At 59.2% G+C, this 17,145-nt stretch carries 14 protein-coding genes; 11 read left to right on the plus strand and 3 right to left on the minus strand.

Translation table 11 applies throughout. The features are described 5' to 3' along the window. Positions 1–129: 129 nt before the first annotated feature. Entirely contained in the window at positions 130–1,026 is an 897-nt protein-coding gene (locus SIAM614_RS23100) for a DMT family transporter (RefSeq protein ID WP_198137379.1), read from the minus strand. A gap of 103 nt (positions 1,027–1,129) precedes the next feature. Here SIAM614_RS23100 and SIAM614_RS23105 point away from each other — a divergent pair, with 103 nt between their 5' ends. The 3 genes from SIAM614_RS23105 to SIAM614_RS23115 all read left to right on the plus strand — a co-directional run bounded on the left by SIAM614_RS23105 (position 1,130) and on the right by SIAM614_RS23115 (position 5,395). After that, positions 1,130–2,443, plus strand: coding sequence for an aminotransferase-like domain-containing protein (locus SIAM614_RS23105; protein WP_040440905.1), 1,314 nt, complete (start codon positions 1,130–1,132; stop codon positions 2,441–2,443). Between the two features lie 517 nt (positions 2,444–2,960). Then, entirely contained in the window at positions 2,961–4,676 is a 1,716-nt protein-coding gene (locus SIAM614_RS23110) for a thiamine pyrophosphate-requiring protein (protein WP_157140031.1), read from the plus strand. A gap of 32 nt (positions 4,677–4,708) precedes the next feature. Then, positions 4,709–5,395: a hypothetical protein gene (locus tag SIAM614_RS23115; protein ID WP_006938351.1), complete on the plus strand. Its 687-nt coding sequence runs from the start codon at positions 4,709–4,711 to the stop codon at positions 5,393–5,395. Positions 5,396–5,533: 138 nt separating this feature from the next. On the opposite strand, the gene SIAM614_RS23120 is transcribed toward SIAM614_RS23115, so the two are convergent. Together SIAM614_RS23120 and SIAM614_RS23125 are read right to left on the minus strand one after the other, a co-directional pair. Next, positions 5,534–7,006 (minus strand): aldehyde dehydrogenase, encoded by a 1,473-nt coding sequence (locus tag SIAM614_RS23120; protein WP_006938352.1) that lies wholly within the window; start codon positions 7,004–7,006, stop codon positions 5,534–5,536. A 69-nt stretch (positions 7,007–7,075) separates the two neighbouring features. After that, positions 7,076–8,578: an aldehyde dehydrogenase gene (locus SIAM614_RS23125; protein ID WP_006938353.1), complete on the minus strand. Its 1,503-nt coding sequence runs from the start codon at positions 8,576–8,578 to the stop codon at positions 7,076–7,078. Positions 8,579–8,693: 115 nt separating this feature from the next. On the opposite strand from SIAM614_RS23125, the gene SIAM614_RS30780 reads away from it, so the two are divergent. The 8 genes from SIAM614_RS30780 to SIAM614_RS23165 all read left to right on the plus strand — a co-directional run bounded on the left by SIAM614_RS30780 (position 8,694) and on the right by SIAM614_RS23165 (position 16,990). Next, complete coding sequence (locus SIAM614_RS30780) at positions 8,694–9,584, plus strand: AraC family transcriptional regulator (RefSeq protein ID WP_006938354.1); 891 nt, start codon at positions 8,694–8,696, stop codon at positions 9,582–9,584. Positions 9,585–9,705: 121 nt separating this feature from the next. Beyond that, positions 9,706–11,007 carry an ABC transporter substrate-binding protein gene (locus SIAM614_RS23135; RefSeq protein WP_040440906.1) on the plus strand — a complete coding sequence of 434 codons (1,302 nt, stop codon included), beginning with the start codon at positions 9,706–9,708 and terminating at the stop codon, positions 11,005–11,007. 23 nt (positions 11,008–11,030) lie between these two features. Beyond that, positions 11,031–11,777: an ABC transporter ATP-binding protein gene (locus tag SIAM614_RS23140; protein WP_006938356.1), complete on the plus strand. Its 747-nt coding sequence runs from the start codon at positions 11,031–11,033 to the stop codon at positions 11,775–11,777. Further along, a complete protein-coding gene (locus SIAM614_RS23145) occupies positions 11,770–12,471 on the plus strand; it encodes an ABC transporter ATP-binding protein (protein WP_006938357.1) in 702 nt (233 codons plus the stop codon). Before SIAM614_RS23140 ends, SIAM614_RS23145 begins: the two co-directional genes overlap by 8 nt. Further along, the gene (locus SIAM614_RS23150) at positions 12,464–13,324 is read left to right on the plus strand and encodes a branched-chain amino acid ABC transporter permease (protein ID WP_006938358.1); all 861 of its coding nucleotides are present in this window, start codon (positions 12,464–12,466) and stop codon (positions 13,322–13,324) included. The genes SIAM614_RS23145 and SIAM614_RS23150 overlap by 8 nt, the downstream gene beginning before the upstream one ends. Continuing rightward, on the plus strand, positions 13,321–14,334 hold the full coding sequence (locus SIAM614_RS23155; protein WP_006938359.1) for a branched-chain amino acid ABC transporter permease: 1,014 nt from the start codon (positions 13,321–13,323) through the stop codon (positions 14,332–14,334). Before SIAM614_RS23150 ends, SIAM614_RS23155 begins: the two co-directional genes overlap by 4 nt. After that, the gene (locus SIAM614_RS23160; RefSeq protein WP_006938360.1) at positions 14,331–15,338 is read left to right on the plus strand and encodes a carbon-nitrogen hydrolase family protein; all 1,008 of its coding nucleotides are present in this window, start codon (positions 14,331–14,333) and stop codon (positions 15,336–15,338) included. Before SIAM614_RS23155 ends, SIAM614_RS23160 begins: the two co-directional genes overlap by 4 nt. 233 nt (positions 15,339–15,571) lie before the next feature. Next, entirely contained in the window at positions 15,572–16,990 is a 1,419-nt protein-coding gene (locus tag SIAM614_RS23165; RefSeq protein WP_006938361.1) for an amidase family protein, read from the plus strand. The last annotated feature ends 155 nt before the right edge of the window (positions 16,991–17,145 follow it).

Genomic DNA, 17,145 nt, shown 5'->3' on the forward strand with positions numbered 1-17,145 from the left:
AGCTCGCCCAACACAGCAAGGAGTATCAAAAGGTCATGCCCCCGCCCGACGACGACACGCATGCGATGGTCGGCCTCGTTTGCGAGCTCGCACTTTTTGCAATCGAAGGCAGGGGCTGCCGGCCGTTCATCATGACCGGCGCGTTAACCAGACGCCGAATATGATTAACCCCGCAGAGATCAGGATATTGAGTGAAAGTGCCTCGCCCAGAAAAGAAACGGCGATCGCGATGCCTACGACAGGTTGGAGAAATTGCAGAGGGGCGACTGCGGTTGCGCCAGCTTCTCCAAGCGCAAAGAACCAAAGTGCATAGCAGGCGATCGTGACGAACAGAACCAGAAACACCAGCGCAGATAGCTCAAAGGTGTCTGGTGTTGACCAGTCGAATGCAAGGGCCTGGGGAATTGTAAATGGTGCGAATGTCAGTGCTCCCACCGCGATCGACCATGTGGTTGCTGGCCATTGACCCATTCGCGAAGAACTTCGCCCTCCGTACACGTAGCCGACGCTGGCGAAGAGAACGGAAAGTATGACAAGCCCATCGCCCAAAGGCGTCGCGGACACTCCGGTCGTTGTGGCGGGACCGCGCGCATTCATCAGCAGTAAGATCCCCGACATGGAAACAACACTGCCAGCCCACCAGAGAGCCCTGGGCCATCGGTTGGTGATCAGAAAACTGAGCAGACCTGTGAATATCGGCGCGGAGGCCAGAATCACAGAGGCATGCGTTACCGATGTTTTCAGCACACCAATGCTGAGCAGTAGCGGATAGGCCATGAAGCCAGACAATCCACCGACGAGGAGTTCGACCCGCTCCGGCCAGGTTTGAGGGAAGTGGTCACGAAACCGCAACAGGAGCGGCAACAGGACAATGCCAGCCAGAAGGGATCGCAACCCGCCTATAAGGTCTGGAGGAATGGTACGTCCAGCCACTGCCGTCGCGGCGGCTGAGGCTCCCCATATCGTCACCGCGGCGAGAGCTGCGGTGAGCGCTACAGACATGGATTGAGAGGTGGTTTTCAGCATCTGATTTCGCATAGGGGGCATTTTCTGTTTCGTGGACTTGCTTGCCGCATCTATGACCGCCAAAATTGTCTGACTCAATCAAGACATTGTCTGGCATACAATAATGACATGGCACCCTACGCTTCCCCCCACAGGACCGCGCTATCTGGCCTTGGCGGAGGCAATCGAGCGAGCAATCGAAACCGGCGAATTGAAGCCTGGTGATCGGCTGCCACCTCATCGCGACATTGCCTGGCGGCTGGGCCTCGACACGTCGACAGTCACCAAAGCCTATCGGGAGGCGTCGCGCCGCCACCTGATACACGGCGAAGTTGGTCGAGGGACTTATGTTCTCGGCCGCAGCAGAGCTGCCGAAATGTTCGCTTCCCGTGCGGATGACCCGGCAATCCTTGATCTTTCAGTCAATGCACCAGTTGCCGCACCAGGTGATGCGTTTGCAGCAGCGATAGAGCAAGCCATCAGGACATCCGGAACAGACTGGCAAGGATATGCCCCCCACAAGCTTGTTCACCGGCTGCGGCTCGCCGGTGTTCGCTGGCTGGAAACACGCGGAATACTGGCGCGCCCGGAAGAGGTTGTGCCGGTGGCTGGTGGGCAGGCTGCACTCGCGGCAATTCTCAATGTTCTCGACATCAAACGCCTCGGCATTGAGGAGCAAACCTATTCAGGGATCGTGGCGTTGGCGCGAGGCCGCGCAATGAAGGCCTTCGACTTGCGCATGGACACCGACGGGGTTGTCCCCAAAGCTTTGTCGGATGCCTCGGTTGACGCAGCGATATTGACCCCGACGCTGCACAATCCCACAGGAAGAATCTGGCCCGAGGTGCGCCGGCAGGATTTGCTTGCCGCTGCCGCAGGCAGCGGTACGCTTATCATAGAAGACGATGCCTATGGACCACTGGCCGACATCCAGCCGATGGCGTCACTGCATTCTGACGCGTCCATCCTGTTCGTCTCGACACTTTCCAAGACCGTAGCTCCCGGGCTTCGGACCTGCTTCATCTGGGGCAGGGGCCAGATGATCGAGACGTTGAGCTCCGCCGTCTATGCCACAAGCTGGAGTATGGCTCCGCTGATGATGGAGGTCGCCATCCAGTGGATCGAAAGCGGCGGTATGCCAGAGCAAATCGCAAGCCAGCGGCTCGAGATCGAAGCAAGGCATCGTCTCGCGGCGACGTATTTTCCCGGCCTGCGCGGAACCCCGCCTTCGCCTCACGTATTCATTCCAACGCGAGTGCCAGCCCGGACATTTGAAATGGCAGGTGTTCGCGTCGCCTCGTCCTCATCGTTTTCGAGAAGACCGGAAGCTCATCCTGGCATACGTATCAGTTTGAGTGCGGCACTCTCTCGCGTGGCGCTCGACGTTGCCCTTTCACGATGCGCGGAAATTGTTCACACACAGGCGGGTGCGCAGTGAGCGTAAGGGGTCATTTACGGGTCCACACCTAGAGAAGGAAGGAATGGCAAAAGTCAGCGTGCCACCGATCATCGCTGCACATGCGAAGCCCTGATTAGCAGCAAAGTCAGCACTTCGGCCATCGGTTCTGCTTCAATGACTTTCAAGCGAAACCCGCCACCCCCTCCCGGCCCCTTTCGGGCAGTGAACTGATGCGGTAGACGCACCGTCCGGCGGCGTCCTGCATGCCATGAGGGTTTCCATGAGCGACTGTGGATAGCGCACTGCGAGGAGTGCGTGAGGTTCGACAATTGGACCGGTTTACAGGACCAAGTGGCTCGATTGATTTGAGTGCGTTCGGATGCGAGCATCAACGTGATGCTTCCTGTATCGGCGTTCGCTTTCCAGTCTTTTCATTCATATCTAAATGTGAGATATATTTCTCAATATAGAAGATATATGGTCGTCTAATTCAGGCTCGAGCCGGTCTCGTCTCCTGCCATGAAAAGGCTCCAGAGCGAACGGAAGACGGATGAACATGACCTATCCTGCGCCGCAAATGACCTGTGGGGCCGCGCTTTTGTCGCGGATGGCAACTCTTGGCGTGGATTACATCTTTGCCAACTCCGGGACAGATTTTCCGCCCGTCATCGAAGGGCTTTCGGAGGCGGAAGCAAGGAATATCCCACTCCCGCGCACTGTAACCGTTCCATTTGAAAGCGCTGCCGTAGCAATGGCCCACGGCTACACGCTGGCGACAGGCAGGCCTCAGGCTGTGCTGGTACACACCAACGTCGGCCTCGCCAACACCGCCATGGGTGCGATCAATGCCGCCTGCGACAACATCCCGATGCTCTTGATGTCCGGGCGCACGCCCACGCTCGAGAGCGGCCGCGTGGGTGCACGAACGGTCCCCATCGGCTGGGGTCAGGAAATGCTGGATCAGAGTGGCCTGATCCGGGAAGCCTGCAAATGGGATTACGAGCTCCGGTTCCCGGAACAGATCTTCGACGTGACCGACCGGGCGCATGGCATCGCCGCGTCGACGCCCAAGGGACCTGTCTATGTAAGCCTCCCGCGTGAAGTCCTGAGTGAAACGATCCCCGCTGCGGGCGCGGAGCGCCGGCCTCAAATGAATGCTGCTGTCGTCGAGGCAGGGACCGATCAGATTACCCGGATTGCGAGCCTCCTCGCTGAGGCTGAGCATCCCGTCATCTTTGCCCAGCATGGCGCGGGTAGCGCTGACGCCTTTGCAGCCCTGTCGCGACTGACCGGCGACTGGGGCATTCCTCTTTGCCAGTATTGGGCCGTGGAACTGGCCTTGCCGACCACCCATCCGATGGCCGCGGGCCCCGACCCGGCACCGCTTCTGAAGAAGGCCGATGTCGTGCTTTGCATAGACGCTTTGGCACCCTGGTCACCTGCCCAGATCGAACCGCGCGAAGAGGCGACAGTCATACAGCTTGGACCGCGTCCCCTGCAGGAGCGTTCTGGTGTGCGCAACTTCCGCTGCGACCTGGGCGTGACGACGGAAATTGCCCCGGCGATCGTGGCCCTTGAGGCGGCCATGGCGAAACTGCTGCCCGGCCACGAAGCCAGAGTGGCCGCGCGAGCAAGGAACATTGCGAAGGCCAATGCCGCCGATCAGTCCAGGCGTTTCGATGCTGCCGCCAGAGAACGGGACGGACCAGCCCTGACAAAACGCTGGATCAGCCTGACCGTCTCGGAGACACTAGCCGACCGCGACGCGGCGGTCTTTTCTGAACTGGGTTGCCAGCTCCCCTTTCTGCGACTGACCCGGCATCAGTCCTGGTTCGATGGTCCTCATTCAGGCGGACTCGGCTGGGGCTTCCCAGCCGCCATGGGATTTGCGCTCGCACGTCCGGAAAAGACTGTGGTCGCGACTATGGGCGACGGCTCCTATATGTTTTCCAATCCGGTGGCCTGCCACCAAATCGCCGAAGCGCTTGGGCTTTCAATGGTCGTCATAGTGCTGAACAACACCGAATGGGGCGCTGTGCGGCAGTCCGTTCTCGACATCTATCCCGATGGCCACGCCTCCAAGGCCAATGCCGTCCCGCTTACAGATCTTTCGCCAAGCCCGGACTTCACGAAAGTGGCCGAAGCGAGCCGCGCCTGGGCGCGGCGCGTGACCGCTCCGGATGCGTTCGAGCAGGCGCTCTGCGAAGCACTTGCGCATGTCGACACAAAGAAAGGTCTAGCTCTTATCGAAGCGACCATCGGCAGAGGCTGAATGCCATTCAAGTCACACCGGAAGAGGCGCACATGACATTGTTCGATCTGAAATTCGACTACTATCTCGATCCCTTGTGCGGCTGGTGTTACGCGAGCGCTCCCGCGCTTGCCGGCCTCGCAGAAAAATATCCGGATCAACTGGCTATGCGCCCGTCGGGCCTTTTCTTCGATCCGCGCCCGGTGGCCAGCATTGCCGATCATGCCGAGCGGAACGATCGGCATATTCAGAAAATAACAGGGCAGCGTTTCACGGAGGCCTATCATCAAGGCGTCATGCGTTCAAAGGGAGGTGTGTTCGGCTCCAACTTTCTCACGCGCGCGATGGTGGCCCTTGGTCAATATGAGGCCGCGCTCGAACCAAACTTCCTGCACGATGCCCAGATTGCCCGATATGTTCAAGGCAAAGACACGTCCCGGGCCAGAGAAGTGGCGCTCGTTGCCTGCCGGACCGCGGCAAAGGCGGCCATAGAACTGAACGTTGCCGAATTCGAAGACAAACTGACCAATTGCGCTGAGCTGGAAAGAGAAACCCAGGCCCGGATATCAGACACGCAAGCCCGGCAGGCAAGTCTTCCCAGGGGCGTTCCGCTGCTGGTCGTGACCTTGGACGGCCGGCCCACTCCGCTCAGTGGCGAGAAACTCTACCGGGGCGCTGCCGCTCTTTTCGAGGCGCTTGATGACCTCTTGAAAACGATCGCGGGCCGAGAGCTGAATTGACTTCCGGAAGCTGAAAGACCCGGGGCGCGCCCGGGTCTTTACTCGTCGGAAACAGGTCGAGAATTCTTCAGAAATCTTGGCAAAAGGCACGGTGCACAGGGCCGTGCCTCTTATCGTTCGTGTTTCGCCACCTGCCGATCAGAACGGATAGTGCTGGTTCGGATCCTCAATGGTGATCCAGCGCAGATCGGTAAATTCGGCGATCGCCGCCTTCCCGCCGAACCTGCCATAGCCGGAGTCTCCGACACCGCCAAACGGCATTTGCGGCTCGTCGGAAACCGTCGGTCCGTTGATATGACAAATTCCGCTTTTGATCTGGTTGGCTGCGGATATCGCACGCTGGATATCCTGACTGAAAACGGCAGCCGAGAGCCCGTATTCGGTGTCATTGGCCGTTGCAATTGCCTCTGCGTCGCCCTTCACGCGAATGATCGACTTCACCGGTCCGAAGCTTTCCTCGCTGTAGATACGCATTTCCGCTGTGACACCGTCCAGCAGGGTCGCCGAATGGATTGCGCCGTCCCGTTCACCGCCAGCAACAAGTTTTGCGCCCTTTGCGGTGGCGTCAGAGATCAGCGCGTCCATCTTGGCGCCTGCTTCCGCATTCACCAGGGACCCCAGAACAACGTGATCGCGTGGGTTGCCGAACGGCAGCTTCGATGCACGGGCGGCCAGCTTTTCCACGAATTCATCGGCGATGCTCTCATCAACGATAATGCGTTCGGTGGACATGCAGATCTGACCCTGATTCATGAAGGCACCGAAGATCGCCGCATTCACGGCCCCGTCCAAATCGGCATCGGAAAGCACCACCAGAGGCGCCTTGCCGCCAAGTTCCAGAAGTGAGGGCTTCAGATTTTCACCGGCAAGGCGGCCGATGATACGGCCGACTGCGGAAGATCCCGTGAAATTTACGTGCCGGACTTCCGGGGCCTCAATCAACGCCTTCACGACCTCCGCTGCATCCTTGGGGGCGTTCGAGACATAGTTGACAACGCCCTCGGGCAGCCCGGCCTCGACAAAGCAGTCGACGATCATGCGATGTGTCTTGGGGCAGGATTCCGAGCCCTTGAAAATAACCGTGTTCCCGCAAGCGAGCGGCATCGCGAGCGCGCGCGTCCCGAGAATGACAGGTGCGTTCCACGGTGCGATGCCCAGGCAGACACCTTTCGGACGTGCAACAGCCATCGCCAGCGTACCGGGCTTGTTGGAGGGGATGACTTCGCCACCGATCTGGGTGATCATTGCAGCAGCTTCCCGGATGACGCCTGCGGCCAGCATCACGTTGAAGCCTGCCCATGGGCCCGTCGACCCGGTCTCGGCGATCATGGTCGCGACGAAATCGGCAGACTTGGAATCCATGATATCCGCGGCCTTGTTCAGGAGTGCTCGCCGCTGCCCGGGAGCCACCTCGGCCCAGGCCGGAAAGGCTACCGCAGCAGCCTTCGCGACGATAGCTGCATCTGCCGCGCGCGCGGCCGCTGCTGTCGATGCCACTTCGCCGGTCACCGGATCAAGACGATCGAAGGTTTCCCCCCCGGCTGCGGCTGTATCCTTGTTATTGATGACAAATTGTACAGTCACGTTTCTCTCCTTGGAACTGATTGACATTGTTATTGTTGAAAGTGTCCCGCAGCCCGGCAGATAGCCGGGGCCGCTTTTTTCCGGCTTCGGCTGTTGTCACATCTCCCGCCGGGACGGTTTCGTGGTGATCCAGCGCAATTCCGTGAATTCATCCAGGCAGCTATCGCCGCCGAAGCGGCCGTATCCGCTCGATTTCACGCCTCCGAACGGCATGAAGGGATCGTCGGCAACCGTCGCGGAATTGATGTGACAGATGCCGGTTTCGAGCTGGTCAGCTACGGCGGCGGCAACGGATTGATCCGCGCCGAAGACTGCGGACGACAGTCCGTATTCGCAGTCGTTTGCGACAGTAATGGCTTCCTCGACCGATCCGACCCGATGGATGCCGACCAGAGGACCGAAGCACTCTTCCGAGTAGACACGCATCATGGGCGAGACATGGTCAATGATGGTCGCATCCATGAATTGTCCGCGTGCCGGACCACCCGATCGCAACACGCCCCCCTTGGAGAGCGCGTCCTCAATCAGGGCGGAAAGCCGGACAGCAATGGACGAAGTCGCAAGAGGGCCGATGCGAACACCCGGATTGCGCGGATCCCCTGCAGTAAGCTGCGCTGACCGCTCGGCAAGCGCATCCACGAACTCGTCGGCGATTGCATGATCGACAATGATCCGGTCAGTTGCCATACAGATCTGGCCAGAGTTCAGAAAAGCGCCGAAAACAGCCGCCTCCACCGCCTCGCCGATGTCCGCGTCGGGCAGCACAATAAGCGGAGATTTACCGCCAAGCTCCAACAAACAGCGCTTGAGATGGGAGGCTGCAATACCAGCCACGATCCGGCCGACGCGGGTCGATCCCGTGAAATTGACGCGACGCACGGGGGCACAGGCAATCAAGGTCTCCACCACCTCGCGGGAATTTTCCGGGGCATTGGTGAGGATGCTCAGCCCTCCCTCCGGAACGCCGGCTTCATGCAAGAGCTCTCCCAGCAGAACATGGGTTACGGGGCAGAGTTCCGAGGCCTTGAAGATCACTGTGTTGCCAAATGCGAGGGGAAAGGCAATGGCGCGGACGCCAAGCGCGATCGGCGCATTCCAGGGGGCGATCGCAAGGCAGATGCCCGCAGGGACACGAACCGTCCGTGAAGAGCCCCCTGCCTGCTGCCCCCCTTCGATGCTAAACTGTTCGGCCAGTTGCGCGGTCGCCTCGAACACCTTCGCGGCAACGCGGAAGTTGAACTCCACCCACTCCGCGGTAGCGCCGGTCTCCCGAAGCATGCTGTCGTGAAATCTTGCTGCGTAATGCGGTATCAGGGTGCCGGCACGCCGGAGAACGGCCGCTCGCTCCGTACCGCTCAGTCGGGACCAGATGTTGAAACTGGCCGCAGCCACGGAAACCATCTTCGTGGCATCGGCTGCGCGGCCATCCGCAGCAACCGAAGAAACCAGGCCAGACGATGGATCAAGACGTTCGAAGACCGCCCCTGCCGTAGCACCCTGATGGGCGCCTTTGACGAACAGCCCTGTTCTCAGCACTCGTTCTGGAGCGTGTGACGCGCGCTTGTGCGGCGTTTTACCCGCTGTTTCCGTCCCGTTCATCTGGTCCTCCCCTGCCTTTCCGGCAGACCATCACCAGTTCACATGTTTTGCAGGGATCAATAAATGCCCTATTGTAGGTAAATAATGAAGTTTTCTGGGAATTTGGGCGCAAACTATGCCGGAAAGCAGTGCACTTCTATCCATGCTTCGCCTGGAGGTGGTGGAACCCGGCTTCCGGTCGCGGACCTACGCCGCCGGACAAGGGACCTCCACGCAATTCAATCTGATCGCTATTGTGCTGAGGGGAAACGCGACCCTGCACGTGAACGAGGAAGCCATGGAGGTCGTCGAGAGCTCAATCGCAGTTCTTCCGCACGGAGTGCGGGCCCGATTGAGCGTTCCAGCGGGTACAGGCGCCTGGATCATCGGATTTGCCCGACCGCTGCAATCGCTCGTCACCGGCACAGGCCCGGAGAGCCTGATACTCGACACGATTTTGAGCAGGCTGACCCTTACTCCCGGAAACCCTGAGATTTTGGCGGCTTCAATCGCACCCTTGCTGCCGCTGCTTACAGATGAAGTGAACGATCAAAACAAGCGGTCCCAGACGGCGGTGGCATCACTTGTGCGACTGTTGCTGATTGCGATCAGCCGCATGCTGACGAGCAGCGGCCTCGCCGACGGCCGCAACGATACGCATATCCTGCACAGGTTCCGGCAACTTGTTGAGCTGGGCTACAGGAGCCGTAAAACGGTCACCGGATATTGCCAGGATCTGAACCTCACATACGACCGGCTGAACGATATCTGCCAGAGAAACCTGAAGCGCACACCGCTCTCGCTGATCCAGCAGCGGATCTTGATGGACGCTTCAACCCGCTTGCTCAAGACGGACGAAAGCATCCAGTCGATCGCAAATCATCTCGGTTTCAGCGATCCGACAAAATTCTCGCATTTCTTCAAGCGGGCTACCGGCTTGTCGCCACGCCAGTACAGACAGACGATGCGCAAGCAGGAAGACCGGCAGGCCAGTACGGTGCTCCAGACATTTTCCGACTGGCCATAGCGAATTGGCCCTGAAATTCAGGGCTGGGCTGCTGTGCGCCACATGCATCCACAATATTGTGGATGGTCTCCACGGGCCGGCACATGAATGATCCCCGATTAATAAATAAAGGGGAACTTCCATGACCAACAAATTGCCAGGCTCAAGCCTGATATCCCGACGTACATTGCTGGGAAGCGCTGCAATCGGAGCTGCCGGCGTTGCCGCATCCAGCAGTTTTCCCATGCCTGCACTCGCCCAAAGCGCGAAACTGAAGGTTGGATATATCAGTCCAGTCACGGGGCTGTTTGCAACCTTTGCCGAGGCTGATCCCTTCCTGCTCAAGCAGATCCGCACAGCCCTGAATGACGGCATCGTCAACAACGGCAAGCGCTACGAAGTCGACATCATTGACGTCGACGACCAGACCAATCCTGACCGGTCGACCAGCGCCACCCAACAGCTCATCAATTCCGACGAAGTCAATATCGTGCTTGCCCAGGGCGCGCTCGGCATCAAGAACGTGAGCGCGCAGTGCGAGTTCGCCGGCGTGCCGTCGATCACCACCATGGACCCCTGGCAAGGCTGGCTTTTCCCGCAAGGCGGTACGCCTGAAACCGGCTTCCAATACGCCAATCACTTCTTCTGGGGCATTGAGGACATCATCTCGACCTATGTCGGCATGTGGTCTTCGCTGGAGACCAACAAGAAGATCGGTTCCTGCTTCACCAACGATCCTCCGGGCCAAACGTTCTTCAGTGACACCATCGGTTTCCCGCCCGCTCTGAGGGACGCCGGTTTCGAAATGGTCGACGTCGGTCTCTTTGAGCCGGGCTCGAACGACTTCTCGCGGCAAATCGCTGCCTTCCGCGATTCCGGCTGCGATATCATGACCGGCCTCTTCGATCCGCCGGACTGGGTCGTGTTCTGGCGTCAGGCCATGCAGGCCGGTTTCAAGCCCAAGGTCGTCACCGTCGCAAAGGCGCTGCTGTTCCCCGCTGGCGTCCAGTCGCTCGGCATTGAAGCAAACGGTATGTCCACCGAAGTCTGGTGGACACCGAGCTATCCTTTCCGCTCGTCCATCACGGGCCAATCCTGTGCCGAACTCGCCAGCGCCTATGAGGCCGAAACGGGCAAGCGCTGGACCCAGCCGATCGGTGTTGTGCACGCACTGCTCGAAGCCGGCATAAACGCTCTGCGCACTGCCGATGATCCGACCGATCCGGATTCCGTCGCGGACGCCATCAAGAACATGACTCTCGACACCGTTGTCGGTACCCTGGACTGGGCCAACAGCCCGATCAAGAGCGTGGCAAAGATGGCGATCGCAGGGGGCCAATGGCACGTCGACCCGAACGGCAACTTTGATCTTGATGTGGTCTACAACAAAGAGATGCCGGACGTGCCCGTGACAGCGCCGTTCCAAATGAAAATCGGCGCCTGACCGGCACACTTCGGACAATCAGGATGCACTCGCTGACCCCGTCTCTCCTCGTGGACAGCGTCAGCAAATCCTATGGCGGTGGCCCTCCAGTTCTCAAAAACCTGACACTGGAAGTCCACCCCGGGGAATTGCTTGGCGTGATCGGGCCAAACGGCTCGGGCAAGACAACGCTATTCGGCGTCATCGCCGGACAGCTTCCTCCCAACTCCGGGAGAATTCTCGTCAACGGCCAGGACGTTACCGCTCTCGGTGCGTCCGAGAGAGCCAAAGGCGGTATCGGCCGGACTTTCCAGGTGCCGCAGTCCTTCTCGGACATGACCGTTTACGAGAACCTGCTTGTCGGCGCACGCTATGCCGGCGGACTGGGCAAGAACGAAGCCGTCGAAGCAGTCTATTCGATCCTCGACAAGACCGGGTTCGACGGCCGGGCCGAGATGCGTGCGGGAGACTTGCCGCTGCTTGATCGAAAGCGGCTGGAACTCGCCCGTGCCCTTGCGACCAGGCCTTCCCTGCTGCTGCTCGATGAGATCGCCGGTGGCCTTACCGATGATGAAGCCATGGAAATCGCCGGACTGATCAAGGAAGTCAACACGCAGGGAATTGCGGTCATCTGGATTGAACACCTTGTGCACGTCCTGACTTCCGCAGTCTCCAGGATCGTCGTTTTGGGCGAGGGCAAGATCATCGCCGACGGTGCACCACAAGAAACGATGGCCACCCCCGCTGTTCGGCAAATCTATCTTGGGATGGAGCCCGAACTCGATGCTTAGTGTGCGTGATGTGGAAGCGGGCTACGGCAGCATGTCGGTTCTCTTTGGTGTCAGCCTTGGCATCGCCGAGGGAGAAACACTTTCGCTCATCGGATCCAACGGTGCGGGCAAATCCACACTGTTTTCCGTCATTACCGGGCTGCTGGCCCCTGCCTCCGGGGAAATTGAACTCGACGGCGCCAGCCTGACCCGCAAATCCACCTCGGCGATTGTCGATCATGGCATCGTGATGGTCCCCGAGGGCCGCAAGCTGTTTCCGAGCCTCACGGTAGAGGAAAACCTACTTTTGGGCGCCTACCGGAAGCGACCGGGCGACTGGACAATCGGCCGCGTGCTGGACACGTTCCCGATCCTGAAGGAATTGCGCCGCAGACCCTCTCAGGCACTGTCGGGAGGGCAGCAACAGCTCGTTGCTGTCGGTCGCGCCCTGATGGCAAACCCGAAGGTTCTTCTCTGCGACGAGCTCTCGCTCGGCCTGTCTCCCTCCGCCGTCGACATGGTCTACGGCGGTCTGGAGAAAATCAGGGGAGCAGACGTCTCCATCATTCTCGTCGAGCAGGATATCGCCCGGGCGTTGAACGAAAGCGATCACTTCGCCTGCATGCGGCATGGCCGCATCGTGCTCGAAGGGTCGTCGGCGACAGCCAACCGAAACCAGATCTCGGACGCCTATTTTGGAGGCTCTCATGATTGAGCTCTTGCTGAACGGCCTGTTCGTCGGCGCCCTCTATTCCCTCTTCGGCCTCGGCCTGGCTGTGACCTTCGGCCTGATGCAGCAAATTAATCTGGCGCACGGTGACATGATCGTCTTGTCGGCCTATCTGGCATGGCTTGCCACCCAGGCGCTCGGAATAAACCCGCTCTTTTCTCTGCCGTTCGTCGCTCTCTTGATGTTTGCCTTCGGTTACGCCCTGCAGCGGGTTGTGCTGAACAGGACCATCGGCAGAGGGCCAATGCCAACGCTGCTCGTGACTTTCGGCTTGTCCATCGTGCTGCAAAACATGATGCAAATAGGGTTTAGCGCGGACACCCGCAGCCTGCAGCCGGGCAGCATCGGTTCGGCCGCCCTCCCGCTCGGCTCTTTCTCCATTGGGGTGATGCCGCTGTTCTTCTTCCTTTTTGCCTGCCTGGCCTTCGCCTGCACCTGGCTTGTCTTTGCCAAGACCAGCTTCGGGCGCGCCGTGCGTGCAACCTCGGACGATCACAGAACAGCGAGGCTGATGGGCATCGAAACAGGCCATATCTTCTCGCTGGCTCTGGCCATTTCGCTGTCGGTATCGGCAATTGCCGCGATTTTCCTTGGCATGCGCTCCACGTTTGCGCCTGCGGCAGGGCCGGAACGGATGCTGTTCGCTTTTGAGGCCGTCATCCTGGGCGGGCTAGGCTCGATCTGGGGAACGTTCTTTGGTGGTCTCGCGCTTGGGCTCGCCCAAGCTATTGGTCTCGCAATCGCCCCGACTTTCGGCCCTCTCGCGGGGCATCTGGTCTTTCTCGCCGTGCTGCTTTTTCGGCCTGCAGGCATGTTCGCGAGGAGGAACGGTCTATGATCAAGCGGATCGACAATGCCTATGTGACGCTTTTCGCGGTAGCCGTGGTGCTGTGCTTGCTGCCTCTCGTTCTGTCGAAGGCAGGACTGGTGCTGGCAACGGAGTTTTGTGTCGTACTGGCAATTGCACTTGCCTGGAACCTTCTCGCCGGGTTCTCCGGCATCGTTTTGATCGGCATGCCCTTGTTCATCGGCGCAGGCGGTTACACGCTCTATCTGGTGGCAAATGCGCTCGGGATTCCACCATATCCCGCGATCCTTGCCGGGGCTGCCGTACCCGCGGTCATTGCCTATGCCCTGTCACCGCTTCTGTTCAGGCTTGAAGGTGCTCAGCTCGCCATTGGGTCATGGGTCATGGCCGAGGTCGCGCGGCTTCTCTGCCTGATCACTCCTGCAGTCGGAGCCGGCGGTGGCCTGAACCTGGAAGTATTACGGCTTGTACCCAGAAGCTTGCGGTTACCGCTCAACTTCGCATTTGCGGCAATAGTGCTCTTCATCACGCTTTCGGCGATCGTGATCCTGCTCAAGAGCCGTTTCGGGCTTGGCCTGAGGGCCATGCGCGACAGCGACGCGGCCGCCGAGGCAATGGGCGTCAAGACTTCCAGGGTAAAGCTGCTCACCCTCATCACGGCCACGGCGCTCTCGGGGGCGGCAGGGGCGTGCTATTACATCACCAGCATTCAGATCACCCCCAGCAGCGCCTTTTCGCAAAACTGGATCGCCATAACGATCTTCATCGTCATCTTGGGCGGTATCGGTTCGGTAGAAGGGCCAATATTTGGTGCTATCGTTTACTATCTGCTGCGTGAAACTCTCTCGGATCTGGGCCCCGGCTATTTCGTCATCAGCGGCTTGCTCGCCATCACCGTCACCATCTTTCTGCCGGAAGGTGTCTGGGGTCTCATCAAGAGACTTATTCGTATCGATTTGCTTCCGATCGCTCACCATGAAGCGCGCCGGGTTCATGGAACCCAGCCGACAATTACAGACAAGAAGGGGAAACTTGCATGAAAGCTATCAAGGTTGCCGCCGTTCAGGCAGCTCCGATTTTTCTGGACCTGAACCGCTCCATCGACAAAGCCGAACAACTGATCACGGAAGCTGCCCGCAACGGCGCGAAGATCATCGCATTCCCGGAGACCTGGCTGCCGGGCTATCCCTGGTTCGTGTGGCTGTCTTCACCTGCCGAAGCCATGCAATTCTTTGCACCCTACCATCACAACAGCATGGACGTAAACTCCGAGCAGATGAACCGCCTGCAGGCAATTGCGCAGCGCAATGACATCTTCATCAACATGGGGTTCTCCGAGCGGGAAAACGGGACGCGCTACATGTCCCAGGCGATGATCTCCAACGAGGGCGATCTCCTGCAGGTTCGCAGGAAGCTCAAACCAACCTTTGCTGAACGCATGGTGTTCGGGGAGGGCGACGGTTCGGATCTGGAGGTGGTGAACACGTCCATCGGCCGCATTGGAGCCTTGAATTGCTGGGAACACGCGCAACCGCTCGTACGGATGGCCATGCATGCGCAGGGTGAGGATATCCATGTGGCGGCCTGGCCCAGCTTCTGCCTGTACCGCGACATGGCCTACGCGCTCGGTCCGGAGGTGAACAACTCCTTCTCCAGAACCTACGCAGTGGAAGGCAGTTGTTATGTCCTCGCGCCTTGCGCAACGGTGAGCCAGGAAATGTTCGACATCATGGCACAGACACCGGAGAAGGCGCATTTGCTCAATCCGCGCACGAGCAAGCCTGGCGGCGGCTATGCAATGATCTACGCTCCAGACGGCAGGGAGATGTGCGAGCCTCTCGCCGACGACGAAGAAGGCATTCTTTATGCGGATCTCGACCCGGTTCTGATCGACATGGCGAAGGTTGCCGCAGACCCGCGCGGGCATTACGCGCGTCCGGACGTCCTGCGACTGGTCCTCAACAAGGAAAAACGCAGCGTCATGTCCGAATTGAACTCTGCCGAGGAAGCTTCGATCGTACGGCCTTTTGAGGTCGAGGAGTAGGAAACATCGTCCTCCGGTCCGTAAGAGCTGCGACTGGGGGACAAGCCGGGCCGTGCATCCGGTAATTCGCTCAGACACATACCCAGAAACAGTAGGCCACTGCGAAATCTGGAACCACCATTGAACCTCCGGCGGAGATCAACGCCCGCAAGGAACGATGCCGTGCGCCCTGGATCGTGCATCCGCAAGGCTGACCACCTCCGGCAGGAAGGGCCTCAAGTGAGAAGACACCAATGTATATTCCCGAATTGAGTTGCTCCGAGCTTGCATCCCTTATCTCGCAGGGCGACCTGCTTGCCACGGAAGTATGCGACGCCCTGATTGAGCGCGTTCAGAAATACTCGGGCGCCAATGCGTTCACGGAGCTGGATGCAGAAGCAGTCAGGCAAGAGGCCCAGGAATGCGACAGCCTGCGTGCCACAGGACACACAAGAGGCCCGCTTCACGGTGTACCGGTTTCGTTCAAGGACAACATCAACGTTCTCGGCTATCGAACGACAGCAGGCACGCCTGGCATGCGCGATTTCAGGCCCGCATCAGACGCTCCGGTGGCCCGGCGTTTGAGGCAAGCTGGTGCAGTGGCCTTCGGCAAAAACAACATGCATGAACTGGCCTATGGCACGACCACAAACAATGCCCTGTTCGGACCGGCGCGCAATCCGTTCGATCCAAACCTGGTGTGCGGCGGATCAAGTGGCGGCAGCGCCTGTGCCGTGGCACACCGCATGGTTCCCGCGAGTATCGGGACGGACACGGGTGGGTCGGTCCGGATACCGGCGGCCTTCTGCGGCCTATGGGGATACCGTCCCAGTTCCGGCCGCTGGCCCACAGCGGGGATCGTTCCGATTTCGCAAACACGGGACACTCCCGGACCGATTGCACGGACGCCGGCGGACCTCAACCTTCTCGACAGTCTCGTCGTCGGTTTCAGTGAAGTCCCCAAGCCTGACATGATCAGGGATTTGCGGATAGGCATTGCGAAGTTCTTTTGGGACACGGCGGATGCGGACGTGGTGAAGATCTGCGAGGAAGTGCTGGAGCAACTTCAGACCATGGGTGCTGTGGTAAAGGTCGTGGACGACCGCAGTCTTGTGGCTCCCCACATCGCGTCTACGAGCAACATCGCCCACTATGAAGGTAGGGTAGCGCTTGAGGAGTTTCTTGAAATCTACAATGTCGGCCGCTCTTTCGAGGCAGTCGCCAGGTCCGTAGCCTCGGACGGCGTCCGGTCGATTCTCATGGATCAGCTTAGCGCTGAAACTATGGTCGCGGCGGAAATCTATGCCGAAGCTGTCAGGGTTCATCGGCCAGAGCTGCAGAATAGCTACAGGCGCATTTTCCGGGACAACTCTATCGACGTGCTTGCGTTCCCGACCTCGCTCATTCCGCCACCACATATAGGCGATGATGAAACCGTCATCCTAAATGGCAAAGATGTGCCTCTGTTTACGGCATCGATCCACAACACGGACGTGGGCAGCAATGCCGGTCTGCCCGGGATAACGCTTCCCGCCGGGCTTATAGCTGGACGCATACCGGTGGGACTTTCCTTCGATGCGGCCGCCGGGGCCGACAGGCTTCTGCTTGATATCGCGCTCTGTCTCGGGGAAAGCTTTCCGTCACTTAGTCCTGAAAACTTGGCACAAGAATAAGTAAAAAAACAATTCACGGCACCAAAACCAGAACGGGGTCAGAAGGAGGCAGCAGCCGGCAGGGCGTAGGACACACTAACTTTATGAGCCAACGGACATAATAGACGACAACAACAACTTCTGTGCGCTTGCATAGCGGCACGGTATTTGCGTAG

It is taken from the genome of Roseibium aggregatum IAM 12614, assembly GCF_000168975.1.
GTDB lineage: Bacteria > Pseudomonadota > Alphaproteobacteria > Rhizobiales > Stappiaceae > Roseibium > Roseibium aggregatum.